The organism is Dactylosporangium sp. NPDC049140, assembly GCF_040648435.1.
Genome location: NZ_JBEZDS010000050.1, coordinates 65,518 through 86,450, shown reverse-complemented (window position 1 = coordinate 86,450; position 20,933 = coordinate 65,518). Strand labels below are relative to the sequence as shown.

Sequence of the window (20,933 nt, the reverse complement as noted above, 5' to 3'; positions counted from 1 at the left end):
CGCATGACCGGTCCGCAGCGAAGCGGAGGGGCCGGTCATCATGGGCTCAGCTCGGAGGTCGTGCGGCCGGAGCGAAGCGGAGGCCGCATGACCGGTCCGCAGCGAAGCGGAGGGGCCGGTCATCATGGGCTCAGCTCGGAGGTCGTGCGGCCGGAGCGAAGCGGAGGCCGCATGACCGGGCTCGCCACCGGCACGTTCTACCCGCACCCGCCGGCCAAGGTGTGGCGCGCGCTCACCGAGCCGGACCTGATCGCCCGCTGGCTGATGCCCGGCGACTTCCGCCTCGAGGCCGGCCACCGGTACCGCATGCAGGTCCCGCCGCTGCCCGCCGCCGGGTTCTCCGGCACCGTCGACGCCGAGGTGCTCGGCTTCGAGCCCGGACGCTCGCTGCGCGTGGCCTGGACCGACGCCGTCAGCGGCGAGACGTGGACGCTCACCTGGACCCTGCACGCCGAGGGCCACGGCACCCGGCTCTTCCTGCACCAGACCGGCGGCCCGGGCCTCGAGCGCGCCGCCGGCATCATGCGCGGCGGCTGGCGCGGCCGGATCGCCGGACGACTCTCGGAGGTACTGCATGGGCTCTGACGTTTCCCGGGACTACGCCGAGCTGGCCGACGGCTTCCTGGCCCGCATCCGCGCCGTGCCCGCCGGGGCCTGGGACAACCCGAGCCCCTGCCCCGGCTGGACCGCCCGCGACGTGGTCGCCCACCTCGTCAACGGCCACCGCGGCTTCCTGTTCATGGCCGCCGGCCCGGCCCCCGCGCCCGCCGACGGCGTCGGGGTCGGCCCGATGGCCGGCGCCCCGCCCGTCGCCCCCGGGGCCGACCTGGCCGCCGCGTTCGCGCACGTCCGCGACGATATGCTGGCCATGCTCGCCGACCCGGCGCGGACCGCGCTCCGGCTGCCCGGCGGGCCGATGGGCGCCGCGCCCATCCCGCAGGCCGTGTCCGTCGTCGGCAGCGTGGAGGTGCTCGTGCACACCTGGGACCTGGCCCGCGCCACCGGCGGCGACGAGACCCTCGACCCGGCGCAGGTCGCGCGGGTGCACGCGGCCGCCGGGCCCTACGCGGCCGGCCTGCTCGCGACCGGCGCGTTCGACCCGCCGGTCGAGCCGCCCGCCGGCGCCGACGCCCAGACCCGCTTCCTGTGTTTCCTGGGTAGACGACCGTGACCCGTGACGAGCTGCTCGAGCACTGCCTGGCCCGGCCCGGCGCCTGGGAGGACCAGCCGTGGGAGGGCGACGTCGTGGCCAAGGTCGGCCCGAAGATCTTCGCGTTCATCGGCGCGGAGACCGTCGGGGTGAAGTGCGCGCCGAGCCGTGAGGCGGCCGACGAGTGGCTGCACCGGTACCCCGGCGACGCCTCCGCGATGGCGTACATCGGCCGCTCGGGCTGGAACTCGCTGCGGATCGCCGGCGCCATCCCCGACGAGGAGCTCTACGAGGCCATCGACGAGTCCTACCGCTGGGTGGTGTCCAAGCTGCCCAAGCGGGACCGTCCTCAGACGTCGTAGGCGGTGAGCGTATTCCCGGCCGCCACGCACAGCCGCGACCCCGACCCGGCGAGCTTGTAGGCGTCGGGCTCGTCGAGCTGCTTCGTGCGCCTTCCGGTCGCCGGGTCGACGATCGCGACCCCGTCCATGGTCGCCACGCACACCCGGTCGCCCAGGGCGATGATGTCGGCGAAGTCCCAGTCGAAGTTCCACCGCGCGGCGCCGCTGCCCGGGTCGAGGCCGGTGAGCCGGCCGCTCTCGTGCACGGCGACGATCCCGCGGCCGGTCAGCAGCGGCGCGCCGTCGGCCAGGAAGCCGCCCGGCGCGTCGTAGCTCCAGCGCTGCTCCCCCGACGCGGCGTCGAACGCGTGCACGGACTCGTTGCGGTACAGGTAGTCGTCGTCGACGTACCGCATCCCGAGCGCCACCACGAGCGGCCCGAGCGCCACCGGGCGGCCGAAGACGTGGCCCTCGGCCGCGGCCACGCCCCAGGTGCGGGTGCCCGCCGCGGCGTCGTGGGCGGCGAGCTCGTCCGCGGCGGCGAGGACGGTGCCGCCCACGGCGAGCAGGTCGAACGGGCCGTCGGTGGCGGTCACCGGCTGCCGCCACGCGTCCGCCGGGCCGGAGAAGCCAGTCAGGCCGCGGCCGCCGGTGCCGTCGGCGACGGTCACGACCGCGCCCCGGTCGGTCAGGACGACGTCGCCGAGGTACCCGGTGAACGACCGCCGCCAGCGCTCCCGGCCGTCGCCGAGGGCGGCCACGCGCACCTGGGCGGCGCCGCTCTCCTGGGTGCGGAGCACGAACGCGTCCCCGGCCGCCCGGATCGGCGCGTCGCCGGCCCGGCTGGTCTGCACCGTGTTGCGGCCGAGCTCCTGCCGCCAGCGCACCTGCCCGTCGCCGGCCCCGTAGGCGGTCAGCCCGGTGCCCAGCGCGAGCACCGTGTCCCCCGCGACCAGCAGCGCGTCGGGCTGGTCGGGCAGCGTCACCCGCCAGCGCCGCCCGTCGGACACGGCGCCGGGCGCGGAGGGGCTCTCGTCGGCGCGGAGGGCGTACCAGGCCCCGGCGCCGCCCACCGCGAGCGCCCCGGCCCCGGCGGCGGCGACCCGAAGCAGGGTGCGGCGATCCATCCGGCGATCGTACGGCCGGGGGCGTGTCGAATCCGCGCCGCCCCGTTCGTCGTCAGCAGGCAGGCACCGAACCGACGAAGGGATTCCACCATGGCGAAGTACCTCCTGCTGATCTACGGCGACGAGCAGCGCTGGGACGCCGAGACGGCCGAGCAGCGCACCGCGAAGGGCGCGGGCCACCGGGCGTTCGTCGCCGCGGCCGGCCCGGGCCTGGTGTCCGGCCACGAGCTCGAGTCGTCCGCGACCGCGACGACGCTGCGCTCCACCACCGGCGAGCGGCCCACCCCGACCGACGGGCCGTTCCTGGAGACGAAGGAGGCGCTGGGCGGCTATTACGTCGTCGACGCCCCCGACCTGGACGCCGCGCTGGCCCTCGCCGAGCGGCTGCCGGAGCTGGCGGCGGGCCACGGCGGCGTGGAGGTCCGGCCGATCGTGGACCGCGGGTGACGGTCACCACGGCCGTGGAGCGGGCCCACCGGGAGGAGTGGGCCCGCGTCCTGGCCGTCACCGTCCGCCTCACCCGCGACCTCGACCTGGCCGAGGAGTGCGTCCAGGACGCCTTCGCCCAGGCCCTGCGGGTGTGGCCGGAGGCCGGCGTGCCGGACCGGCCCGGGGCCTGGCTGACCACCGTCGCGCGCAACCGCGCCCTGGACCGGCTGCGCCGCGAGGCCCACCTGCGCCGGATGCTGCCGGAGCTGGTCACCGACGAGGTCGCCCCGCCCGCCGACGACCGGCTCGGGCTCATCCTCATGTGCTGCCACCCGGCGCTGTCCCGCGACGCCCAGGTCGCCCTCACCCTGCGGCTGGTCGGCGGCCTGTCCACGGCCGAGGCGGCCCGGGCCTATCTGGTACCCGAACCGACGATGGCGGCCCGCATCACGCGGGCCAAGCGCAAGATCGCCGCCGCGCGGATCCCGTTCCGGGTGCCCGGCCCGGCCGAGTTGCCGGCCCGCGTCTCGGCCGCCTGCGAGGTCGTCCACCTCGTCTTCACCACCGGGCACACCGCCCCCGCCGGCCCCCGGCTGCAGCGCGCCGACCTGATCGACGGCGCCGTGGCCGTCGCGCGGATGCTGCGCCTGCTGCTGCCCCGCGACGCCGAGGTCGCCGGCCTGCTCGCGCTCCTGCTGCTCGTCGACGCCCGCCGCGGTGCCCGCACCGCCCCGGACGGGCGGATGCTGCTGCTGGCCGAGCAGGATCGCACGCGGTGGGACACCGGGCGCATCGCCGAGGGCACCGCGCTGCTCGGCGAGGCGCTGCGCCGCCCGCCGACCCGGTGGGCCGTGGAGGCCGCGATCGCCGCCGTGCACGCCGAGGCGCCCACGTGGGGGGCGACCGACTGGAACGAGATCTGCGGCCTGTACGACGCACTGCTCGCCCTGTGGCCCTCGCCCGTCGTGCGGCTCAACCGCGCCGTGGCCCTCGGCCTGCGCGACGGGCCCGCGGCCGGCCTGGACGCCCTCGAACCGCTCCTGGACGAGCCGGCGCTGGCCGGGTACGGCTACCTCGCGGCCGCCCGGGCCGACTTCCTGCGCCGGCTCGGCCGCCGCGCCGACGCCGCCCTGGCCTACGCCGAGGCCCTGGCGCTGACCGACAACGAGGCCGAGCGCGCCTTTCTGGCCGGGCGGCTCGAACAGGTACGGTGCAACGAATAATCGCCGCAAAACGTCTGGACCAGTGCACGGCGCACCGAACCCGACGGAGGATCCTTGACGAGCATGTCCCGCCGCCGCCTCATCGGCGCCGGCCTGGCCACGGTGGCGACGGGCCTACTCGCCCAGGATGCCACTGCCCCGCACCCGGCCGAGTCAAACCTGTCGACGTCCCCGCCGCCGATGCTGCTGCCGCCGCCGGCCCGGCCGTCGCCCTCCGCGAGCCCGTCGGCGGGCCCGGCCCCGCTGAGCAGGCCGGTGTACACGCTCAAGGAGTTCCGCCAGTTCGTCCCCGGCCCCGACTTCGCGCCGAACGCCGTGGCCCTCACCATCGACGACGGCCCGCACCCGGCCTGGACCCCCGAGGTGCTGCGGCTGCTGGAGCGCCACCAGGTGCCGGCCACGTTCTGCCTCATCGGCAACCAGGTCCTCGGCCACGAGGCGGTCGCGCGCAGCGTGGTCGAGGCCGGGCACCAGGTCGCCAACCACACGTGGAGCCACCCGGCCCAGCTCGCCACCATGCCGCCGGAGCAGGTGCGGCAGGAGCTCGACCGGGCCCAGGAGAAGATCCACGAGACCACCGGCCAGACGCCCACGATCTTCCGCGCCCCGGGCGGCGCGTGCTCGCCGGCGGTGTTCGCGGAGGCGGCCCGGGCCGGGATGACCCCGGTGAACTGGGATCGGGACCCGCGGGACTGGACCCGGCCGGGCACGTCGGCGATCACCGAACGGCTCCTCGGGGCCCGGGCCGGCGACATCCTGCTGTGCCACGACGGCGGGGGCGACCGCTCGCAGACGCTTGCCGCGCTGCGCACGGTCATCCCCGCCCTGCAGTCGCGGGGCCTGCGCTTCGTCGTCCTACGCTGAGACCCGCCGGACCACGGACCGGGCGGCCTGCGGGGTGTCCGCGGCCAGGGCGGCCTTGGCGATCTGGCGGCACTCCTGCAGCGTGTGCGCGGCGAGGGACTCGCGCACCGCCGGGATGCTGCGCGGCGCCATCGACAGGCTGGAGATGCCCAGCCCGGTGAGGACCAGCGCGAAGTCCGGGTCGGCGGCCGACTCGCCGCACACCCCGACCGGCTTGCCCGCCTCCAGGCCGGCCGCCGCGCAGGCGGCGATGAGCGCGATGAGCGCGGGCTGCCACGGGTCGAGCAGCTCCGCCAGGTCACCGGCCATCCGGTCGGCGGCGAAGGTGTACTGGCTCAGGTCGTTGGTGCCGAGGCTGAGGAAGTCCACGTCGCGCAGGATCGCCTGGGCCCGCAGCGCGGCCGCCGGCACCTCGATCATCACGCCGGCCGAGGGCAGGCCGTGGGCGCGGCAGGCGGCGGCGAACTCGGCGGCCTCGGCGGCGGTGGCGACCATCGGCGCCATCACCCACACGTCGGCGGTGTTCGCGGCGGCGGCGGTGGCGACCGCGGCGAGCTGGGTCGAGAGGACCTCGGGGCTGCGCCGGGCGATCCGCAGGCCGCGCACGCCGAGGGCCGGGTTCGGCTCGTCGGCCATGCGCAGGAACGGCAGCGGCTTGTCGGCCCCGGCGTCGAGGGTGCGCACCACGACCTTCTTGCCGGGCAGCGCCGCGAACACCGCGGCGTAGGCGGCGACCTGCTCCTGCTCCGAGGGCGGGTCGGCGCGGTCGAGGTACAGCAGCTCGGTCCGGAACAGCCCGACGCCCTCGACCTCGCCGGTCAGGTCGCGCGCGGAGCCGATGTTGGCCAGCAGCGCGACCGGGTGCCCGTCGGCGGTGCGCCCCGGCCCGGACGACGCCGACTGCCGGTCACGCCGCGCGACGGCCTCGGCGTTGACGGCCGCCGCCTCCTCCGGGGACAGCCCGACCGTCACGGCCCCCGAGGCGCCGTCGACCGACACGACCGTCAGGTCGGCGATGCCGGCGGCGCCGACGCAGCGCACGACGGCCGGGATGCCGAGCATCCGGGCCAGGATCGCGGTGTGGCTCGTCGGGCCGCCCTCCGCGGTGACCAGCCCGAGCACCACAGCCGGGTCCAGGCCCGCGGTGTCGGCCGGGGCCAGGTCCCGCGCGACCAGGATGAACGGGTGGCCGGGCGACGGGATGCCCGGCATCGGCAGGCCCAGGCAGGCCGCGACCAGCCGGTCCCGCAGGTCGTCGAGGTCGGCGACCCGCTCGGCCAGGTAGCCGCCGGCCGCCTCGAACGCCGCCCGGTGCTCGGCCAGGGCCGCGGCGAGGGCGTGCGGGGCGGCCGCGCCGGCCTCGATCGCCGCGTCGGCGGCGTCGGCCAGCATCTCGTCGGTGGCCATGAGCACCTGGGCCCGCAGCACCTCGGCGACGGCCGCCTCGGCCGCGGCGTCGGCCCGGCGGGTGAGCTCGGCGGCGACCGCGGCGACCGCGGCGCGGACCGCGGCCCGCTCCGCCTCCGCGTCGACGACGGCGGGCGGGGGCGGCAGCGACGGCGGCGGGGCCAGGCGCAGCACCGGGCCGGCCGCGCGCCCGGGCGAGACCCCGATGCCGGACAGCTCAGGCATCGGGGGCGTCCAGGTCGCGCGCGAGCAGCGCGGCGAGCTCGTCCAGGGCGGCGTCCGCCCCGTCGCCGCTGGCCTCGAGGGTGACTTCCGTGCCCTGCTTGGCGCCGAGGGACAGCACGCCAAGCATGCTACGGGCCGGCACCGGCTTCCTGGCCCCTCCGGTGCTGATGGTCACGGGAACGGGCTGTTTCGCCGCGGCGGCGACGAACAGGGCGGCGGGGCGGGCGTGCAGGCCGCTGGCCGAGCCGACGACGACGGTCCGGATGGGCACGGGGGTACCTCCTAGGGCTCGACGGTGACCTTGATCGCCTCGCCGCGGGCCACGATGCCGAACGCGTCGAGCGCGTTCTCCAGCGGCAGCCGGTGCGTGATGAGGTCGGCGACGGGGACGGCACCGTCGGCGATGAGCCGCAGCGCCTCCTTGTTGTGGGCGGGGCTGGAGCCGTTGGCGCCGACGATGGTCAGCTCGCGGTAGTGCACGAGGTTGGAGTCCAGGGCGATGACCGGCTTGTCCTTGGGCAGGCCGCCGAAGAAGCTGATCCGGCCCTGCCGCGCGGTCATCTGCACCGCCTGCTCCTGGGCCGCGCCGGCCGCGGCGGCGGTGATGACGACGTCGGCGCCCCGGCCCTCGGTGAGCTTCAGCACCGCATCGACCACGTCCGTCTCCGCGCCGCAGACTGCCGCGTCGGGCCGCACGAGGTTCGCGGCCAGGTCGAGGCGCTCGCGGTTGAGGTCCACCAGGAACACGCGGGCGGCGCCGCGGGCCCGGGCCAGCCGCACGTGCAGGCAGCCGATCGGGCCGGAGCCCATGACCACCACGTCGTCGCCCTCGCCCACGCCGGCCAGGTTCTGCCCGTTGAGCACGCAGGCGAGCGGCTCGGCGACGGAGGCCTCGGCGAAGCTCAGCCCGTCGGGGATGCGGTTGAGGCCGTCGACGGCGAGCACGTTCGGCGGCACGATCATGTACTCGGCGAAGCCGCCGTCGAAGTGGTACCCCATCGACACCTGGTTGGGGCAGACCGTCATCCGGCCGCGGCGGCACTCGCCGCAGCGCCCGCACGGGATCGCGGCGATGACCTGGACCCGGTCGCCGGGCCCCCAGCCGTCCACGTCGATGCCCGCCTCGACGACCTCGCCGGCGATCTCGTGGCCCATGACCCGCGGCGGCACGATGTGGTGATGGCCGAAATTCAAGATCTTGACGTCGGTACCGCAGGTCGAGCACGCCCGCACCCGGATCTTCACGTCGCCGGGGCCCGGCGTCGGCTCGGGGGCGTCCTCGATGCGGACGTCGCCGGGGGCGTGGAACCGTACAACTCTCACGATCGCTCCATAACCAGCAGATTGAGCACTTCGTCGGCGGTGGTCGCCCCGCGCAGGCGGGCCGCCTGGTCGGGCTCCATGAGGATCTCGGCGAGCGCGGCGAGGATGTCCACGTGACCGTCGCCGGCGGCGGCGATCGCGACGCACACGCGCACGTCCTCGCCGCCCCAGTCGACGCCGTCGGGGAACGCGAGCACCGCCAGGGCGTCGCGCACCACGGTCTCCTTGCTGTTGAGGGTGCCGTGCGGGATCGCGACGCCCTCGCCGATGTACGTGGAGACGCTCTGCTCGCGCTCGAGCATCGCCTCGACGTACGCCGGGCCGACCGCCCCGATCTCGACCAGCACCTCGCCGCAGCGGCGGACGGCCTCGTCCCGCGATCCGGCCCGCTCGCCGAGCCGGATCGCGTCGCGGGCGAGCAGGTCACCCACTGAGTTCACCGCCGCGCTGCACCACCTGCACGACGCGGGTGACGGCCGGGTCGCCGATGAACACCTGGAACGCGATGATCACCTTGTCGGGGGCGCTGACCCGGGCCCGGGCGGCGAGGCCCTTGTGGCACAGCACGACGTCGGCGTCGGCCGGGATCGAGTTGACCGGGGTGTGCTCGACGACGACCGCGTTCTTGGCGAGCTGGCGCTTGAGCTGGCTGGCGAGCATCACGCTGCTGCCCATCCCCGCGTCACAGGCGACGACGACCTTCTTGATGTCGGTACCGTTGATGCTCGGCATCGGTTCACGCCTCCTGGCGGCTGAGCTTGGCCTGCACGTTCTCGGCCTCGTCGGGGTTGACGACGGTCTCCTCGTCCGGCCCGATCGCCTGGTCCTCCGCGGGTTCGCCGCGTCCGAAGCCCAGCAGGACCGAGGCGACCGCGAACGTGACCGCGGCGGCGACGAAGATGCCGAGGAGCACGACGAAGTAGCCGCCCTTGGGGGTGACCGCCATGTAGGCGAAGATGCTGCCCGGCGACGGGGTGGCGACCAGGCCGGCGCCGGTGAGCATGAACGTGCCGACGCCCGCGGCCCCGCCGCAGATCATGGCGAGAATCAGCTTCGGCTTCATGAGCACGTACGGGAAGTAGATCTCGTGGATGCCGCCGAGGAACTGCACGATGATCGCGGCCGGCACGCTCGGGCGCAGGTTGCGCGGGCCGAACAGGAAGAACGCGAGCAGCAGGCCGAGGCCCGGGCCGGGGTTCGACTCGATCATGAACAGGATCGACTTGCCCTTGTCGGCCGCCTCGGCGACGCCCAGCGGGCCGAACACGCCGTGGTTGATGGCGTTGTTGAGGAAGAGCACCTTGGCCGGCTCGACCACGATCGAGGTCAGCGGCAGCAGGTCGTGCCCGACGAGCCAGTCGGCGCCCTTGCCGGCCTGCTTGGTCAGCCACTCGACGACCGGGCCGACGCCGTAGAGGCCGCCGATGGCCATCGCGCCGCCGATGATGCCGGCGCTGAAGTTGTCGACGAGCATCTCGAAGCCGGGCCGGATGCGGTTCTCGACCAGGCCGTCCCACAGCTTGAGGACGTACGCGGCCAGCGGGCCGATCATCATGGCGCCGAGGAACATCGGCACGTCGGCGCCGATCACGATGCCCATGGTGGCCACGGCGCCGACGACGGCACCGCGCTGGCCGTGCACCAGCCGGCCGCCGGTGTAGCCGATGAGCAGCGGCAGCAGCACGGTGATCATCGGGCCGACCAGCTGCGCGATGTGCGCGTTGGGGATCCAGCCGGTCGGGATGAACAGGGCGGTGATCAGACCCCAGGCGATGAACGCGCCGATGTTCGGCATGACCATCGCGGCGAGGTAGCCGCCGACTCGTTGCACGGAGGCTCGGAATCCCGAACCAGTGACCTGGGGTGTATAGCTCGACACGGGGTGTCTCCTTCAGGAGGGCGGACCGGAGAGCAACGGGCGGAGCTCGTCCGGGCGGGGGTGGATGGTGACGTTGTGGCGGATCAGGTCGGCGGGGCCGGGCATCCTGCTGCCGGGCAGGCTGACCGCGGCGGCGCCCCAGGCGAGGCCCTCGGCGAGCGCGGCGGCCCCCCGCGCGCCGGCGGCGAGGAACCCGGCCAGCAGGGCGTCGCCGGCGCCGACGGTGCTGCGCGGCCGGGCGACCGGGCAGGTGCCGGTGACGACCCCGTCGGCGTCGACGAGGACCGCCCCGTCGGCGCCGAGGCTGGCCAGGACGGTCTGCGCGCCCCACGTGCGCAGCTGCTGCGCCGCGGCGACGACGTCGCCGAGGTCGGCCAGGGGGGCGCCGACGACCTCGGCCAGCTCGTCGCGGTTGGGCTTGAGCAGCGTGGCGCCGGCCGTCGCGGCCTCGCGCAGGGCCGGGCCGCTGGTGTCCACGGCGACCCGGATGCCGGCCGCGCACAGCCGGCGGCACAGCTGCGCGTAGGCGTCGGCGGGCAGCCCGGGCGGCACGCTGCCGCAGAGCACGACCCAGTCCGCGGAGCCGGCCCGGGTCAGCACGCGCTCGGTGATCTCGTCGAACTCGGCCCGCACGAGCTTCGGGCCGGGCTCGTTGACCTTGGTGACGGTGCCGTCGGGCTCGGCGAGGGTGATGTTGGAGCGTGTGCGGCCGGAGATCGGCACGGCGAGGACCTCGACGCCCTCGGCCTTGAGCAGCCGTACGAGCTGGCCGCCCTCGTCGCCGCCGCAGGGCAGCACCGCGACCGACGGCACGCCGTTGGCCAGCAGCGCCCGGGACACGTTGACGCCCTTGCCCCCGGGGTCCAGGTGGGCCGCGGTGGCCCGGATGACCTCGCCCCGCGCCAGCCGGCCCACGTCCATGGCCCGGTCGAGGCTCGGGTTGAGCGTGACCGTCACGATCATGCCCGCACCACCCGGACGCCGATGGCCTCGATGTCCCCCACGAGGTCGTGGTCGGCGCGGCCGTCGGTGACGAACAGGTCGACGTCCGCGAGCTCCCCGAACCGGGCCAGGTAGTCGTTGCCGAGCTTGGTGTGGTCGGCCAGCAGGACCGTGCGCCGGGCGGCGCGGATCATGGCCCGCTTGACCGCGGCCTCGGCCGGGTCGGGCGTGGTCAGCCCGCGCTCGACCGAGACGCCGTTGGTGCCGAGGAAGGCCACGTCCACGTAGAGGTCGGCGAGGGGCCGCAGCGACCAGTCGTCGACGGTGGCGAGGGTCTTGCCCCGCACCCGGCCGCCGAGCAGCAGCACGTTGAGGTTGGCGCGGGGGCCCAGCGCGGTGGCGATGACCGGCGAGTTGACCACGACGGTCAGCTCCCGGTCGGTGGGCAGCAGGTTCGCGAGCTTGCTGGTGGTGGTGCCGGCGTCGAGGATGATGGCCCCCTCCTCGGGGACCTCGGCGAGCGCGAGCTTGGCGATGCGCTCCTTCTCCTCCACGAGCACGGCGTCGCGAGTAGCGAGGGCGGGCTCGAAGCCGATGCGCTCGACGGGGATCGCCCCGCCGTGCACCCGGCGCAACACGCCGGCCCGTTCGAGCGTGGTGAGGTCGCGGCGGATCGTCTCCGACGTGACGTTGAGCTCGTCGGCCAGCCCGGCAACCTCGACCCGCCCCTGCTCGCGGGCGATGCGCACGATGGCCTGCTGCCGCTCCTCGGCGTACATGATGTGGTTTCACCGCCGTTTCGATTTGCTTGTGTTTTGTTTACGCCCGTTTGTGTGGGCCGTCAAGAGTTGAACCACAGAAACCCACACCGGCCACCCCAGCAACCAGACCACCAGCGCAAACGCCACGAACTGCGTCATCCCCTGCAGCGCCCCGGTCCGCTCGGGCGCCCCGATCCACCAGCGCCCGCCCTGCAGCAGCCCGACCGCGACCGCCCCGGCGAGCAGCGCCTTGCCCCACTCTCGCCACTCGTATCTGACCCGTTCGGGCCCGCGCTTCGGGACGACCCGCGGCGGCGGCCCCCCGGCGAACCGCCGCGCGAACCGGACGTCGGCCCACCGCACCATCGAGGGCCCGAACACCACCGAGAAGCCGAGGAACACCGCCGCGACCGCGTGCGCGCGCCCGGCCACGCCCCCGCCGCGCAGGTCGATCGCGGCGACGACGAGCAGCACGACGTCGACGAGCGCGGTCGCGGCGAGCAGGACGGCCCCGGCCCGGCGGCGCCGCAACAGGTACCGGCACACCAGCCCCGCCCCGAGCAGCACCCAGAAGGCGATCTCACATCCGACGATCCAAGCGATAAGCATGCCCTCGAGCCTCGCCGCCGCACCGGCCCGGCGCGTCGGCAGCGCTGAGGGTTCGCCTACATCCTTTGTCGCACCGGCGGCCGTTCGGCCGATGACGACCGGCAGCTCCACGGCGTTACGGTCCTCGATGGAAGCCGCGCCCGCGACAAAGGAGTCGCCATGCCCGTTTTCCGGCCCGGCCACATCGTTGCGCTGCCCCCCGGCGTCGTCATCGCCGCGCGCCACACCGGCGGCGAGGCCCGCGCGCCCGTGTTCGGCGGCGTCGAGATCGAGGGCCCGCTCGGCGCCGCACTCGAGCGCGCCGGCCTGCGCACCGAGCTGTCGGTTCCGGTCCGCGACCTGCGCGCCACGGCCACGGTCACGGCCACGGCCGGAACCGAGGCCGCCCTCGAGCTCACCGTCCCGGCGCCGCCGGTCGACGAGGCCCAGGTCGTGCTCGAGGCCGACGACACCGGCATCGTGCGCTGGCACTTCGCGCGCCGGGCGACCACGACCGGCGCGCGGCGGTCCGGCGCCGCCACCCAGACGTTCGAGATCCCGGTCGAGCAGTACGCGCCCCCGGCCCCGACCGCCGCCCGGCGCGCCCTGCTCGGCTTCGGCCTGGGCAAGATCCTGCACGTGCTGCGCTTCCCGGTCGAGTGGAGCGCGGGCGGCGTGGCCCGGTCCGTGTCGGCGCTGTGGGAGCGGCGCCACCGCCCCTACGGGCTGTGGGAGGCCGGCGCGGCCTACTTCGAGCACGCGGCCCGGCCCCTGGACGCCCGGTGGTTCGACGGGCGCACCGGCCCGATCCTGCTGCTGGTGCACGGCACGTTCAGCACCGGGTACAGCGGCTTCGCCGGCCTCGCGGCCGATCCGGCCTTCCTGTCGCGTGCGCAGCAACGGTACAGCGGCGCGGTTCTGGCCTTTGACCATCCGACCCTGCACGACGACCCGGCCGCCAACGTGCGCCGGCTCCTGGAGCGGCTGCCGGCCGGCCGGCCGCTGCGCTTCCACGTGCTGGGCCACTCGCGGGGCGGCCTGGTCGCGCGGCTGCTCGGCGACCATCGGCTGGCCGCCGCCGCCCGCCGGCCGCCGCCGGTGGTCGAGCGGCTCATCCACGTCGCCACGCCCAACGCCGGCACCGTGCTGGCCCGCCTCGACCGGCTGCGCGACCTGCTCGACGTGGCCACCAACATGACCGCGCTCCGGCTGGACGACGCCGCCGAACCGGTACTGGAGATCGTCAAGGACGTCGCCACCGGCGCGCTCGCGGGGTTGCCCGGCATCGCCGCCATGGACCCCGGCGGCCCGTGGCTGGCCGCCCTCAACGACCAGCCGCGCCCGGCCGGGGCCGCGGTGCACGCGATCGCCGCCGACTTCGAGCCCGGCGACGACGCGCCGCCGGCCCTGCGGGTCCTCGACGGCCTCGCCGACGCGCTCTTCGCGGGCGCCAACGACCTCGTCGTGCCGACCGAGGGGGTCTACCGGGCCGGGCAGTACCGGGTCGACGCCCCGCTGACCCTCACCGGCGCCCGGCCGGCCGTGGCCCACACCGGCTACTTCGGCGACCAGCAGGTCCGCGACGTCATCTGCGGCTGGCTCGGGGCCTGACCAGCGCGATCCCGGCGACCGCCAGCGCCAGCACGGCGAACCAGGCCGTCGGCCACGCGGTGAAGTTGTGGTTGGCCTCCTGATAACCGACCGGCGCACGGTACATCCGCACCGCGACCCACCCGAGCAGCCCGAGCGCCGCCAGTCCGTACCCGAGCGCGACCGTCCCCGCCCACCGCCGCGCGACCAGCCCGAGCACCGCGACCGCGACACCGCCGGCGCCGCCCTACGATGCGAGTCTCATCGATCACGGGGGTACTGGAACATGGCCGGGTCACGCATCAACCGCCTCGCCGGGCTCGCGGCGTTCGTCGCCGTGGCCGACGCCGTCATCACGGTGCTCGGCCGGCAGACGTTCGTGGCCAACGCCGGGCGGTACGGCTGGGCGGTCATCGAGGACCCGCCGTACGACGGGACCAGGCAGCGGTTCGTGTTCTGCATCGCGGTCGCCGTCGTCGCCGCGGCGGTGGGGGTCGCGACAGTGTTCCTGGTGAACCGGGCGCGGCCCGGCGCGCGGCTCGCGGTCATCTACACGCTGCCGGCCTGCTTCGTGGTCGACCTCTTCACGGTCGTCTACAGCCCGGCCGGCCTCGGCGGCAACTCCCGGGGCGCGTCGGCCGCCGACAACGCCGAGGCCGCCGCCGCGTCCGACAAGCTGTTCCCGCTCTGGTTCACCGGCGGGCACGCCATCGCCGTCGTCGCGCTCGGCATCCTCGCGCTGCGCCTCGTGCTCCTGCTGCGCAAGCCCGAGCACCGCGACTTCTACGAGTTCGCGGCGGCTGGGTAGCACGGCCCGCGTACAACGAAAGTCTCATTGAGCCGGGGCCCGCGCCGGTGATGGAATCGCAGGGTGAAGGGGCGCACGGTCGACTGGATCCTCGCCGGCAGCGGGCTCGCGGCCGGCGCGCTGATGTTCGTCACCGGGCAGTACCAGGCCCGCCTCGACGCGCGCTGGCTGTTCGCGCCGCTCGTGGTCTGCTGCGGCGCCCTGCTGCTGCGCCGGGCCGCCCCGGTGGCGTCCGTGGCCGTCGGGACCGCCGCGGTCGCCGCCGACGTCGTCATCGGGCCGTCGCTCGCCACCCCGCTGGTGTACACGCAGGTGCTCTACGACGCCTGCCTGCACGGCAGCGCGCGGCTGGCCCGGCTGCTGCTCGCCGGCAGCGTCGTCGGCTCCGTGGTGACCGCGGTCGCCTGCCTCGTCGTGGTCCGCGACGTCCGCGCGGTCGGGCTCGCCGTGCTCCTCGCGCTCGTCACCGTCGTGCCGATCCTCACCGGGACCCACGTGCGCCACCACCGCGACCAGGCCGCCGCCGCGCGCCGCTCGGCCGAGCAGATCACGCGGCTGGCCGAGGCCGACCGGGCCAACGCGGTCGCCGCGGAGCGCGCCGGAATGGCCCGCGAGCTGCACGACGTCATCGCCAACCACCTCAGCGCGGTGGCCATCCACGCCACCGCGGCGCTCTCGGCCGACCTCGGCCGGGACGGCACCCGCGACGCCCTCACGGTCATCCGGGAGAACAGCGTGCAGGGCCTGGCCGAGATGCGGCGGATGGTCGGCTTCCTGAGGGACCCGGCCGCACTGCCCGATGACCCGCCCGGAGGCCTGGCGACCCTCGACGACCTCGTCGCCCGCGCCGGGCTGCCGGTCCGCCTCGAGGTGCGCGGCGCGACCGGGGACGTGCCGGTGAGCGTCGACCTCACCGCGTACCGCATCGTCCAGGAGTCCCTGACCAACGCGATGAAGCACGGCGACGGCGGCCCGGTCACGGTCGAGGTCGACCGTGAGCCGATGGCCGTCGGCATCCGGGTCACCTCGGGCCGGCCGGAGCACGAGCAGCGCGGCGAGGGCGCCGGCCTCATCGGGATGCACGAGCGCGCCGCGCTGCTCGGCGGCACCCTCACCGCCGGCCCGCGGGGGGATCGCTGGCTGGTGGAGGCCCGCCTGCCGTGGGAGACGGCGTGAACGTCAGGGTGCTCGTGGCCGACGACCAGCCGGCCGTGCGCGCCGGGCTCGTGCTCATCCTGCGCTCGCAGCCCGGCATCGAGGTCGTCGGCGAGGCGCCCGACGGCGCGGCGGCGGTCGAGATCGGGCTGCGGCTGCGCCCCGACGTGGTGCTGATGGACCTGCGCATGCCCCGCCTCGACGGGGTCGCCGCGACCCGGGAGCTGGTCGCGGGCGGGGTGACCGGGGTCCTGGCGCTGACGACGTTCGACCTCGACGAGTACCTCTTCGGCGCCCTGCGTGCCGGCGCCGCCGGCTTCCTGCTGAAGGACGCCTCGGCCGACGAGCTGGTGAGCGCCGTGCGGACCGTGGCCCGGGGCGAGGGCGTGGTCGCGCCGGCGGTGACCCGGCGGGTGCTCGGGGCCTTCGCGGGGCCGCCGAGCGAGGCCCCGACGCCGGTCGCCGTGCCGGTGGGCCTGCTCACCGCCCGCGAGCGCGAGGTGCTCGAGTGCCTCGGCGAGGGCCTGTCCAACGCGGCAATCGCGGCCCGGCTCGGGATCGCCGAGGCGACCACGAAGACCCACGTCTCGCGCATCCTCGCCAAGCTCGGGCTGCAGAGCCGCATGCAGGCCGCGATCGCGGCGCGCCGGGTGACCGCCCTTGACACGTGACCATTCGGTCACATAACTTCGAGGCGTGGACGACGACGATCGCGTCTTCAAGGCCCTTGCCGATCCGACCCGGCGGTTCCTGCTCGACCTGCTCTTCGCGCGCGACGGCCGCACGCTCACGGAGCTGGAGTCCGAGCTGGCGATGACCCGTTTCGGGGTGATGAAGCACCTGAAGGTCCTCGAGGAGGCGAACCTCGTGGTGCCCCGGCGCCAGGGCCGGGAGAAGCTGCACTTCCTCAACGCCGTACCGATCCGGCAGATCCACGACCGCTGGATCGACAAGTACACGAGCGACAACGCCTCGGCACTGCTCGACCTCAAGCACGGACTGGAGAGCGACGACACATGAGCGGAACACAGGTCTACAAGGTGTATATCAGGGCCGGCGCGGAGCGGGTCTGGACCGCGATCACCTCGCCGGAGTGGAACTCCCGCTACGGCTACCGCGGCCGCACGGAGATGGACCTGCGCCCGGGCGGCGCGATCGCCGGGCGGTCCAACCCGGGCATGCTGGCCATGGGCGCGCCCGAGATCGGCACCGACGGCGAGGTCGTCGAGGCCGACCCGCCGCACCGCCTGGTGCAGACCTTCCGCATGCTCATGGACCCGGGCATCGCGGCGGAGGGGTTCACGCGGCTGACGTACGAGCTGAAGGAGGGCAAGGACGGCGTCACCGCGCTGACCGTGACCCACGAGCTCGCCGACGCGCCGAACATGGCCCGGCTCATGGCCGGCGAGTTCGAGGAGATGGGCGCCGGCGGCGGCTGGGCCTGGGTGCTCAGCGACCTCAAGTCCCTGCTCGAGACGGGTAGCGCGTTCGGCGACTGAATCATCCCATCTCTGAGCGGATCAAAGCCAGCAAAAGCCCCAGCCAAGCCATTGACGAACGTCAGACCTCCCATGTTGACTGCAAGCTAGGACGCGGCTCCCCATCGGCGGGCGTGGGTCGCGGACCGCCCCGGCACCACCTCTGCGAAGGAGAAAGCAACCGTGACCCGCCGACTCGCCCTGTTCGCGGCCGCCACCGCGATGTTGGGCTCGCTCGTCGCCGTCCTGCACGGCGGCCCCGCCACCGCCGCGACCACCGACCAGGCGTTCAACCCCGGGACCGGAGTCCTGGACGTCGACTACGCCGGCTACCTGTCCAAGCACGACATCGTCTACAACAGCCCGCAGACCAACCCGCTGTACGGCCTGACGGTCGGCAACGGCCGGACCGGCGCGATGGTGTGGAACGCCAACGGGCTCACCATGCAGGTGTCCAACGTGGACGCCTCGGAGCAGTCGGCCTACGCGGCCGGCCTGGTGAACCTCAACACGAACCCGGGCCTGGACACCGGATACACCACCTACCAGCAGCGGCTCTCGCTGTACGACGGCACCCTGACCACGAAGTACGACAGCAACCGCACGGTCACCGTGCTCGGCGTGCCCGGCTCCGAGGTCATGGGGGTGCACGTCGAGGACTCCCGGACGAACCTGGGCAGCACCACGCTCGACCTGAGCATGTGGGACCCGGCGACGGTGACCAACAGTGCCGACGTACCCAACCTCGACACGTGGAAGCAGATCAGCACCTTCGCCGACAGCGCCGCCGCCGGGTTCAGCCGCGGCCAGAGCGACCCCGGCGGCTTCGGCTACACCCTCGCCGCGACGGTCGAGGGCGCCGGCTACAGCACCCAGGTCGTCGGCGGCCGCCAGGTGCGGCTGACCATCACACCGTCCGCGAGCTACACGGTCTGGTTCACCGCGGCCAGCCGGATCAACGCCCCGAACCGCGACTCGGTCGCCGAGGCGCGCCGGCAGCTCGCCGCGGCCAAGAGCGCCGGCTACCTGACCACCCTGGACAACTACCGCAACTTCTGGCACGCGTTCTGGGCGAAGTCGTTCGTGCAGTACAGCGGCGCGGCCGGCACCGGCGACTACCTCGAGAACGTGTACTACCTGGCGACCTACATGATCGCCGCGGGCGGCTTCGGCAACTACCCGTTCCACTTCATCAACGGCGCGTTCCGGGCGACCCAGGACAACACGAAGTGGAGCAACGGCTACTGGTACTGGAACCAGCGCGACCTGTACAACTCGATGCTGGCCTCGAACCACGTGGACCTCGCCGCCACCGAGAACCGGCTCTACAGCCGCAACTACACGGCGCTGAAGGCGTACACGCAGACGCGGTACGCCATCGACGGGCTGTGGACGCCGGAGACGATGGGCTGGGACGGCAACGCCCGCGGCACGGTGAACTCGGACTACGTCAACGACATCTACTCGACGGGCACCGAGGCCGCGTACAACATGTACCTGCAGTACCGCTACACGAACGACACCGCCTACCTGCAGGGCACCGCGTACCCGTTCATGCGCGAGGTCGTGAAGTTCTACCAGGCCAAGCTCTCCCGCGACGCCTCGACCGGCCGGTACTACATGGCCTCCTCCAACGCCCACGAGACCTACTGGGACGTGAAGAACGCGATCACCGACCTGGCCGCGGTCCGGCTGCTCTTCCCGCTCACGATCGCCGTGAGCAACCAGCTCGGGCTCGACGCGGGCCTGCGGGCCGGCTGGCAGGACGTGCTCAACAACATCGAGCCGTACAAGGTCGCCGGCGGCGCCTGGCTGCCGCACGACCCGCCCGCCCCCGCCCAGCAGCGCAACGGCGAGAACGTCACGGCCGAGCTCATCTGGCCGTACGACCTCACCGGCATCGGGGCGGCGGACTACCAGACGGCGCTCACCAGCTGGAACAACCGGCCCAACCCGTACAGCAACGTGTGGGCCAACGACGCCGTGCAGGCCGCGCGGCTGGGCCTGGGCGACCAGGCGCTGTCGGGGATGAAGCTGATGCTGCAGCGGTACCAGAACTACCCCAACGGCATGACGAACAACACCAACGGCGTCTTCGAGTACCTCGGCGTGCATCTGGCCGCCACCAACGAGGCCCTGCTGCAGTCCTACAACGACAAGATCCGGGTATTCCCGGCCGCGCCGAACGACGGCGGCTTCAGCGGGCGGTTCACGCTGCTGGCCAAGGACGGGTTCCTGGTCAGCTCCGAGCGCGAGGGCAACGAGACCAAGTACGTCGGGCTGAAGAGCCTCTACGGCAAGCAGGCCCGCGTGGTCAACCCGTGGGGCACCCAGGAGATCCGGGTCCGCCGCGCCTCCGACAACGCGGTCCTGACGACCACCACGGCCGGCGAGGTCACCTTCGCCACCGCCGCGAACACGGTGTACGTCGTCGAGCGGACCGCCAAGCCGCTGACGTCGTACACCCACACGCAGCTGACCGGCGCGCCCAACCAGGGCGTGAAGACGCTGTCCGGCACCGCCTCGACGCTCGGCACCGCCGGCTCCGGGCAGCCCGGGCTCGTCAACGACACCGCGCTGACGTACGACGCGAACTGGTACCAGACCACCAGCCGCGGCTACGGCGACTACAACGACGACACGCACCACAGCACCACCGTCGGCGCGACCGCGAGCTACACGTTCACGGGCACCGGCGTGCAGCTGCTCTCCGAGCGCTTCAGCGACATGGGCAACATGGACGTGTACATCGACAACGTCCTGCAGGCCAACGTGAACCTCAACGCGGCCGGCGCCCGGCAGGTCCAGCAGACCGTGTACAGCAAGACGGGCCTGGCCAACGGCACCCACACCATCCGGATCGTCAACCGGACCACGTCGGTCGGCATGGTGGACGCGCTGCGGATCACCACCGGCACGACCCCGCCGCCGGCCGGGCAGGCGCTGCGGGCGCAGGTCAACAGCCGGTACGTCACCGCCGACGCCGCCGGCACGAGCCCGCTCATCGCCAGCAAGACCGCCATCGGCACCGCCGAGCAGTTCGACGTCGTCGACCTCGGCGGCGGCCTGGTGGCGCTGCGGGCCCGGGTCAACGGGCAGTTCGTGTGCGCCGAGAACGCCGGGGCCAACCCGCTCGTCGCCAACCGCGCCCAGGCCGGGTCGTGGGAGACGTTCCGGCTCCTGCGCAACGCCGACAACACCGTGAGCCTCCAGGCCACGGTCAACGGCCGGTACGTGACGGCGGAGAACGCCGGCGCGGCCCCGCTCATCGCCAACCGCGACGCGATCGGGCCGTGGGAGAAGTTCGACCTCGTCAACGCGTGAGGCCTCGCCAGCGCGTGAGGCCTCGGCAGCGCGTGAGGCCTCGGCAGCGCGTGAGGCCTCGGCAGCGTATGAGGCCTCACGCAGCGTATGACGTGAGGATGCCGGCCGCGGGGCGCCCCGCGGCCGGCATCTGTCCCGGGGATCCGCGTCGGCGTCACATCTCCCCGGCGTCGCCCGGACCCGTGGCGGTGGCTCCGCACATCGAACCATGGGCAACCCTCGACGTTAGAGTGAACATCCGAGGTATCCCGCGTCAAGCGATCGCCGAACTTCTGTTCTGCGGGAAGAAAGCCTTGCCCTAGCCGCCACCACTCTGCTA

General features: G+C 74.0%; 24 protein-coding genes. 13 read left to right on the top strand and 11 right to left on the bottom strand.

All coding sequences use genetic code 11. The annotated features are described in order from the left end of the window. Window positions 1-171: 171 nt before the first annotated feature. Genes AB0B76_RS47640 through AB0B76_RS47630 form a run of 3 tightly spaced genes read left to right on the top strand, consistent with a single transcriptional unit; the run spans window position 172 to window position 1,512 of the window. Window positions 172-585 (top strand): SRPBCC domain-containing protein, encoded by a 414-nt coding sequence (locus AB0B76_RS47640; RefSeq protein WP_360389252.1) that lies wholly within the window; start codon window positions 172-174, stop codon window positions 583-585. Beyond that, window positions 575-1,171, top strand: a complete 597-nt coding sequence (locus tag AB0B76_RS47635; RefSeq protein WP_360389249.1) for a TIGR03086 family metal-binding protein — start codon at window positions 575-577, stop codon at window positions 1,169-1,171. Before AB0B76_RS47640 ends, AB0B76_RS47635 begins: the two co-directional genes overlap by 11 nt. Next, window positions 1,168-1,512, top strand: a complete 345-nt coding sequence (locus AB0B76_RS47630; RefSeq protein WP_360389246.1) for an MmcQ/YjbR family DNA-binding protein — start codon at window positions 1,168-1,170, stop codon at window positions 1,510-1,512. The genes AB0B76_RS47635 and AB0B76_RS47630 overlap by 4 nt, the downstream gene beginning before the upstream one ends. On the opposite strand, the gene AB0B76_RS47625 is transcribed toward AB0B76_RS47630, so the two are convergent. Further along, a complete protein-coding gene (locus tag AB0B76_RS47625; RefSeq protein ID WP_360389243.1) occupies window positions 1,500-2,618 on the bottom strand; it encodes a PQQ-binding-like beta-propeller repeat protein in 1,119 nt (372 codons plus the stop codon). The genes AB0B76_RS47630 and AB0B76_RS47625 overlap by 13 nt on opposite strands. Window positions 2,619-2,708: 90 nt before the next feature. Between AB0B76_RS47625 and AB0B76_RS47620 the strand changes: the two genes are divergently transcribed. The 3 genes from AB0B76_RS47620 (at window position 2,709) to AB0B76_RS47610 (ending at window position 5,134) form a co-directional block, all read left to right on the top strand. Beyond that, complete coding sequence (locus tag AB0B76_RS47620; RefSeq protein ID WP_360389240.1) at window positions 2,709-3,065, top strand: YciI family protein; 357 nt, start codon at window positions 2,709-2,711, stop codon at window positions 3,063-3,065. After that, entirely contained in the window at window positions 3,062-4,270 is a 1,209-nt protein-coding gene (locus tag AB0B76_RS47615; protein ID WP_360389237.1) for a DUF6596 domain-containing protein, read from the top strand. The genes AB0B76_RS47620 and AB0B76_RS47615 overlap by 4 nt, the downstream gene beginning before the upstream one ends. Before the next feature lie 63 nt (window positions 4,271-4,333). Further along, a complete protein-coding gene (locus AB0B76_RS47610) occupies window positions 4,334-5,134 on the top strand; it encodes a polysaccharide deacetylase family protein (RefSeq protein WP_360389263.1) in 801 nt (266 codons plus the stop codon). Here the strand turns inward: AB0B76_RS47610 and ptsP are convergent. The 9 genes from ptsP to AB0B76_RS47565 are packed head-to-tail and all read right to left on the bottom strand — an operon-like array spanning window position 5,126 to window position 12,280. Continuing rightward, complete coding sequence (gene ptsP, locus AB0B76_RS47605; protein ID WP_360389234.1) at window positions 5,126-6,766, bottom strand: phosphoenolpyruvate--protein phosphotransferase; 1,641 nt, start codon at window positions 6,764-6,766, stop codon at window positions 5,126-5,128. The two genes, AB0B76_RS47610 and ptsP, sit on opposite strands and share 9 nt — an antisense overlap. Continuing rightward, a complete protein-coding gene (locus AB0B76_RS47600; RefSeq protein WP_360389231.1) occupies window positions 6,759-7,037 on the bottom strand; it encodes an HPr family phosphocarrier protein in 279 nt (92 codons plus the stop codon). The genes ptsP and AB0B76_RS47600 overlap by 8 nt, the downstream gene beginning before the upstream one ends. Window positions 7,038-7,048: 11 nt before the next feature. Then, on the bottom strand, window positions 7,049-8,089 hold the full coding sequence (locus AB0B76_RS47595) for a zinc-dependent dehydrogenase (protein WP_360389228.1): 1,041 nt from the start codon (window positions 8,087-8,089) through the stop codon (window positions 7,049-7,051). Then, a complete protein-coding gene (locus AB0B76_RS47590) occupies window positions 8,086-8,520 on the bottom strand; it encodes a PTS sugar transporter subunit IIA (protein WP_360389225.1) in 435 nt (144 codons plus the stop codon). The genes AB0B76_RS47595 and AB0B76_RS47590 overlap by 4 nt, the downstream gene beginning before the upstream one ends. Next, a complete protein-coding gene (locus AB0B76_RS47585; RefSeq protein WP_360389222.1) occupies window positions 8,513-8,821 on the bottom strand; it encodes a PTS lactose transporter subunit IIB in 309 nt (102 codons plus the stop codon). Before AB0B76_RS47585 ends, AB0B76_RS47590 begins: the two co-directional genes overlap by 8 nt. A gap of 4 nt (window positions 8,822-8,825) precedes the next feature. Further along, the gene (locus tag AB0B76_RS47580) at window positions 8,826-9,920 is read right to left on the bottom strand and encodes a PTS mannitol transporter subunit IICB (protein WP_360389219.1); all 1,095 of its coding nucleotides are present in this window, start codon (window positions 9,918-9,920) and stop codon (window positions 8,826-8,828) included. Window positions 9,921-9,980: 60 nt separating this feature from the next. Beyond that, complete coding sequence (gene pfkB, locus AB0B76_RS47575; RefSeq protein WP_360389216.1) at window positions 9,981-10,931, bottom strand: 1-phosphofructokinase; 951 nt, start codon at window positions 10,929-10,931, stop codon at window positions 9,981-9,983. Beyond that, the gene (locus AB0B76_RS47570; protein ID WP_360389213.1) at window positions 10,928-11,689 is read right to left on the bottom strand and encodes a DeoR/GlpR family DNA-binding transcription regulator; all 762 of its coding nucleotides are present in this window, start codon (window positions 11,687-11,689) and stop codon (window positions 10,928-10,930) included. Before AB0B76_RS47570 ends, pfkB begins: the two co-directional genes overlap by 4 nt. 9 nt (window positions 11,690-11,698) lie before the next feature. Continuing rightward, window positions 11,699-12,280 carry a hypothetical protein gene (locus AB0B76_RS47565; RefSeq protein WP_360389210.1) on the bottom strand — a complete coding sequence of 194 codons (582 nt, stop codon included), beginning with the start codon at window positions 12,278-12,280 and terminating at the stop codon, window positions 11,699-11,701. Between the two features lie 159 nt (window positions 12,281-12,439). On the opposite strand from AB0B76_RS47565, the gene AB0B76_RS47560 reads away from it, so the two are divergent. Next, on the top strand, window positions 12,440-13,870 hold the full coding sequence (locus tag AB0B76_RS47560) for a hypothetical protein (protein WP_360389207.1): 1,431 nt from the start codon (window positions 12,440-12,442) through the stop codon (window positions 13,868-13,870). Here the strand turns inward: AB0B76_RS47560 and AB0B76_RS47555 are convergent. Next, a complete protein-coding gene (locus AB0B76_RS47555; protein WP_360389204.1) occupies window positions 13,845-14,069 on the bottom strand; it encodes a hypothetical protein in 225 nt (74 codons plus the stop codon). The genes AB0B76_RS47560 and AB0B76_RS47555 overlap by 26 nt on opposite strands. A gap of 66 nt (window positions 14,070-14,135) precedes the next feature. On the opposite strand from AB0B76_RS47555, the gene AB0B76_RS47550 reads away from it, so the two are divergent. From AB0B76_RS47550 to AB0B76_RS47525, 6 genes are all read left to right on the top strand, one after another. Continuing rightward, the gene (locus AB0B76_RS47550) at window positions 14,136-14,657 is read left to right on the top strand and encodes a hypothetical protein (protein WP_360389201.1); all 522 of its coding nucleotides are present in this window, start codon (window positions 14,136-14,138) and stop codon (window positions 14,655-14,657) included. Window positions 14,658-14,720: 63 nt separating this feature from the next. Further along, a complete protein-coding gene (locus tag AB0B76_RS47545; RefSeq protein WP_360389199.1) occupies window positions 14,721-15,833 on the top strand; it encodes a histidine kinase in 1,113 nt (370 codons plus the stop codon). Beyond that, on the top strand, window positions 15,830-16,483 hold the full coding sequence (locus tag AB0B76_RS47540; protein ID WP_360389197.1) for a response regulator transcription factor: 654 nt from the start codon (window positions 15,830-15,832) through the stop codon (window positions 16,481-16,483). The genes AB0B76_RS47545 and AB0B76_RS47540 overlap by 4 nt, the downstream gene beginning before the upstream one ends. A gap of 25 nt (window positions 16,484-16,508) precedes the next feature. Then, window positions 16,509-16,832: a metalloregulator ArsR/SmtB family transcription factor gene (locus AB0B76_RS47535; RefSeq protein WP_360389194.1), complete on the top strand. Its 324-nt coding sequence runs from the start codon at window positions 16,509-16,511 to the stop codon at window positions 16,830-16,832. Then, window positions 16,829-17,311: an SRPBCC domain-containing protein gene (locus AB0B76_RS47530; RefSeq protein WP_360389192.1), complete on the top strand. Its 483-nt coding sequence runs from the start codon at window positions 16,829-16,831 to the stop codon at window positions 17,309-17,311. The genes AB0B76_RS47535 and AB0B76_RS47530 overlap by 4 nt, the downstream gene beginning before the upstream one ends. 201 nt (window positions 17,312-17,512) lie before the next feature. Beyond that, entirely contained in the window at window positions 17,513-20,614 is a 3,102-nt protein-coding gene (locus AB0B76_RS47525) for a carbohydrate-binding protein (RefSeq protein WP_360389260.1), read from the top strand. The last annotated feature ends 319 nt before the right edge of the window (window positions 20,615-20,933 follow it).